Genomic DNA, 2,862 nt, shown 5'->3' with positions numbered 1-2,862 from the left:
CTGGCCAGCACGCCGGCGACCAGCTCGGCGTGGAAGGGGTCGGTGACGCCGGGCAGCACGAGGCCGATGCCGCCGCTGCGGCGCAGCTTGAGGCCGCGGCCGAGGGCGCTCGGCCGGTAGTCCAGCTCGGCGGCCGCGGCCAGCACCCGCTCGCGGGTCGCCGCGCTGACCGAGCCGCCGGAGAACACCCGGGACACCGTGGCGATGCCGACGCCCGCCGCGGCCGCCACGTCCTTGATCGTCGCCGATCGCCCGTCCCCCACCGGCCGCCTCGCCTCCCCATATCCGCAGATCTGCGATCTTATCCTGATCAACTCTCCCATGGAAACGATTCCATGTTGTTTACTCCAGCCATTGAGAGAAAGCCCTGCTGAGCAGGGGTGGATGGGAAACGTTTCCAAAGGGGGCGGGATGGCCGAGATCAAGCTGGACCAGGTGGACAAGGTCTACTCGGGCGGCGTCAAGGCGGTGGACGGCCTGGACCTGACGATCCAGGACGGCGAGTTCATGGTGCTGGTCGGCCCGTCCGGCTGCGGCAAGTCGACCGCGCTGCGGATGATCGCCGGCCTGGAGGAGATCAGCGGCGGCAAGATCTCCATCGGCGGCCAGGTCGTCAACGACCTGGCGCCCAAGGACCGCGACATCGCGATGGTGTTCCAGAACTACGCGCTCTACCCGCACATGACCGTCGAGCAGAACCTGGCGTTCGGCCTGAAGCTGCGCGGCACGCCGAAGTCGGAGATCAAGCAGAAGGTGCTCGAGGCCGCGAAGATGCTCGGCCTCGAGCAGTTCCTGTCCCGCAAGCCCGCCGCCCTGTCCGGCGGCCAGCGCCAGCGCGTCGCGATGGGCCGCGCGATCGTCCGCGAGCCGCAGGCGTTCCTGATGGACGAGCCGCTGTCCAACCTCGACGCCAAGCTCCGCGTGTCCATGCGGGCCTCGCTCAGCCAGCTGCACGAGCGGCTCGGCGTCACCACCGTGTACGTCACCCACGACCAGATCGAGGCGATGACCCTCGGCTCGCGGGTGTGCGTGCTGCGCGAGGGCAAGCTGCAGCAGGTCGACACCCCGCAGCGGCTGTTCGACAACCCGGTCAACATGTTCGTCGCCGGGTTCATCGGCTCGCCCGCGATGAACTTCGTCACGGCCCGGCTCGACCGGGGCGACGGCGGCGCGCAGGTCTCCTTCGCCGGGTTCTCCCTGCCGGTGCCGGACGCGCTCCTCAACGACCGGCCGGCGCTGCGCGACTACATCGGCAAGGAGGTGATCCTCGGCGTCCGCCCGTCCGACTTCGAGGACGCCGCGCACGCCAACCCCGACTGGGCGCCGATGTCGGTGAAGAGCAGCGTCACCGAGGAACTCGGCAGCGAGATCAACGTCATCTTCACCATCGACGCCCCGCCGGTCGAGCACAAGGACACCGCCGACCTCGCCGAGGACGCCGCCGAGGGCGACGCCGACATGGCGATCCCGCTGGTCGACAACAAGGCGCTGTGGACCGCCCGCGTCAACTCCCGCTCGCACGTGCGGCCCGGGCAGGACATCGACCTGGCCGTGGACACCAAGCGGCTGCACTTCTTCGACCCGGCCAGCGGCCTCGCGATCGGCCACCCGGGCGCCCCGGCCGCCGCCGCGCCGGACCTGAAGAAGGCCGTCGACTGATCCCGGCGGCCCCGGCCGGAGGCCGGAGCCGCCCGCGGTGACGCGAAGGCCCGTGCGGGGCGATCCCCCGCACGAGCCTTTCCCGTCTTCGCGGTATGCCCGGCGCGCGCCGGTAGCCCGGCGCGGCGCGCCGCACGGGCGCGTCCGCTACTTGACCGAACCGGCGAGGACGCCCTGGACGAAGTAGCGCTGGAAGGCGAAGAACACGACCAGCGGCACCAGCAGCGACAGGAACGCGCCGGGCGCGAGGATGTCGATGTTGCCGGTGAACTGCCGCATCTGCGACTGCAGCCACTTGGTCATCGGCTGCGCCCCGGTGTTGGCGAACACCAGCGCGACCAGCAGGTCGTTCCACACCCACAGGAACTGGAAGATGCCGAGCGAGGCGATCGCCGGGCCGCCCAGCGGGAAGATCACCCGCCGGAAGATCGTCCACTCCGAGCCGCCGTCCATCCGGGCCGCCTCCAGCAGGTCCCGGGGGATCGCGGCGAAGAAGTTGCGCAGCAGGAAGATCGCGAACGGCAGGCCGAACGCGACGTGGAACAGCACCACCCCGGTGATCGAGCCGTACATCTTGAACCCGCCGACGTCGATGTTCCCGTAGAGCTTCGCGACCGGCAGCAGCGCGACCTGCACCGGCACCACCAGCAGCGCGACGACGATCAGGAACAGCCAGTCGCGGCCGGGGAACTCCAGCCACGCGAACGCGTACGCCGCGAGCGAGGCGATCGCGACGACCAGCACCGTCGCGGGCACCGTGATGAGCACGGTGTTCCAGAACGAGTCGACGAAGTCGGGCTTGTCCAGCAGCGAGCTGTAGGCGCTGGTCGTGATCTGCGACGGGTGGGAGAAGATCTTCCACCAGCCGCCGGCGTTGTTGTCCTCGGTGGAGCGCAGCGACTCCACGAACAGGCCGAACGTCGGCACCAGCCAGAACAGCGCGACCAGCACCAGCAGCACCTGCACGACGGTGCCGCCGGCCCGGCCCACCAGGCGGGACGCGACGCTCCGGCGCGGCGCGCCCGCCGCCCCGTTCGCGGCGGCCGCCGCGGTGGTGCCCTTCGCCTCGCGGTCCTTCTCCGGCGCGGCGCCCGCACCGGTGCCGGCGGTGGCGGCGGTGCCACCGGTGCCGCCGTCGTCGACCGGCGCGCCCGCCGGGGGGTCGTCACTCACGTCCGCGGGGCGCAATTACTCACAAGCCGC

At 70.9% G+C, this 2,862-nt stretch carries 3 protein-coding genes; 1 reads left to right on the top strand and 2 read right to left on the bottom strand.

Going from position 1 to position 2,862, the window contains the following annotated elements:
* Positions 1-263, bottom strand: a 263-nt coding sequence (locus tag ABZ914_RS49585; protein ID WP_500201552.1) for a LacI family DNA-binding transcriptional regulator, incomplete at its 3' end; no start/stop codon positions are given.
* Between the two features lie 148 nt (positions 264-411).
* On the opposite strand from ABZ914_RS49585, the gene ABZ914_RS49580 reads away from it, so the two are divergent.
* Positions 412-1,659: an ABC transporter ATP-binding protein gene (locus ABZ914_RS49580; protein ID WP_500201551.1), complete on the top strand. Its 1,248-nt coding sequence runs from the start codon at positions 412-414 to the stop codon at positions 1,657-1,659.
* Positions 1,660-1,806: 147 nt separating this feature from the next.
* On the opposite strand, the gene ABZ914_RS49575 is transcribed toward ABZ914_RS49580, so the two are convergent.
* Entirely contained in the window at positions 1,807-2,652 is an 846-nt protein-coding gene (locus ABZ914_RS49575; protein WP_500201553.1) for a carbohydrate ABC transporter permease, read from the bottom strand.
* Between the last annotated feature and the right edge of the window lie 210 nt (positions 2,653-2,862).

Origin of the sequence: Spirillospora sp. NPDC046719 (assembly GCF_040645715.1) — a bacterium.
Classification (GTDB): Bacteria; Actinomycetota; Actinomycetes; order Streptosporangiales; family Streptosporangiaceae; genus Spirillospora.
This window is presented reverse-complemented; position numbering and strand designations above follow the sequence as displayed.

Coding starts and splice junctions, on each gene's coding strand:
- ABZ914_RS49580 (WP_500201551.1), top strand. CDS start 412: ATGGCCGAGATCAAGCTGGACCAGGTGGACAAGGTCTACTCGGGCGGC.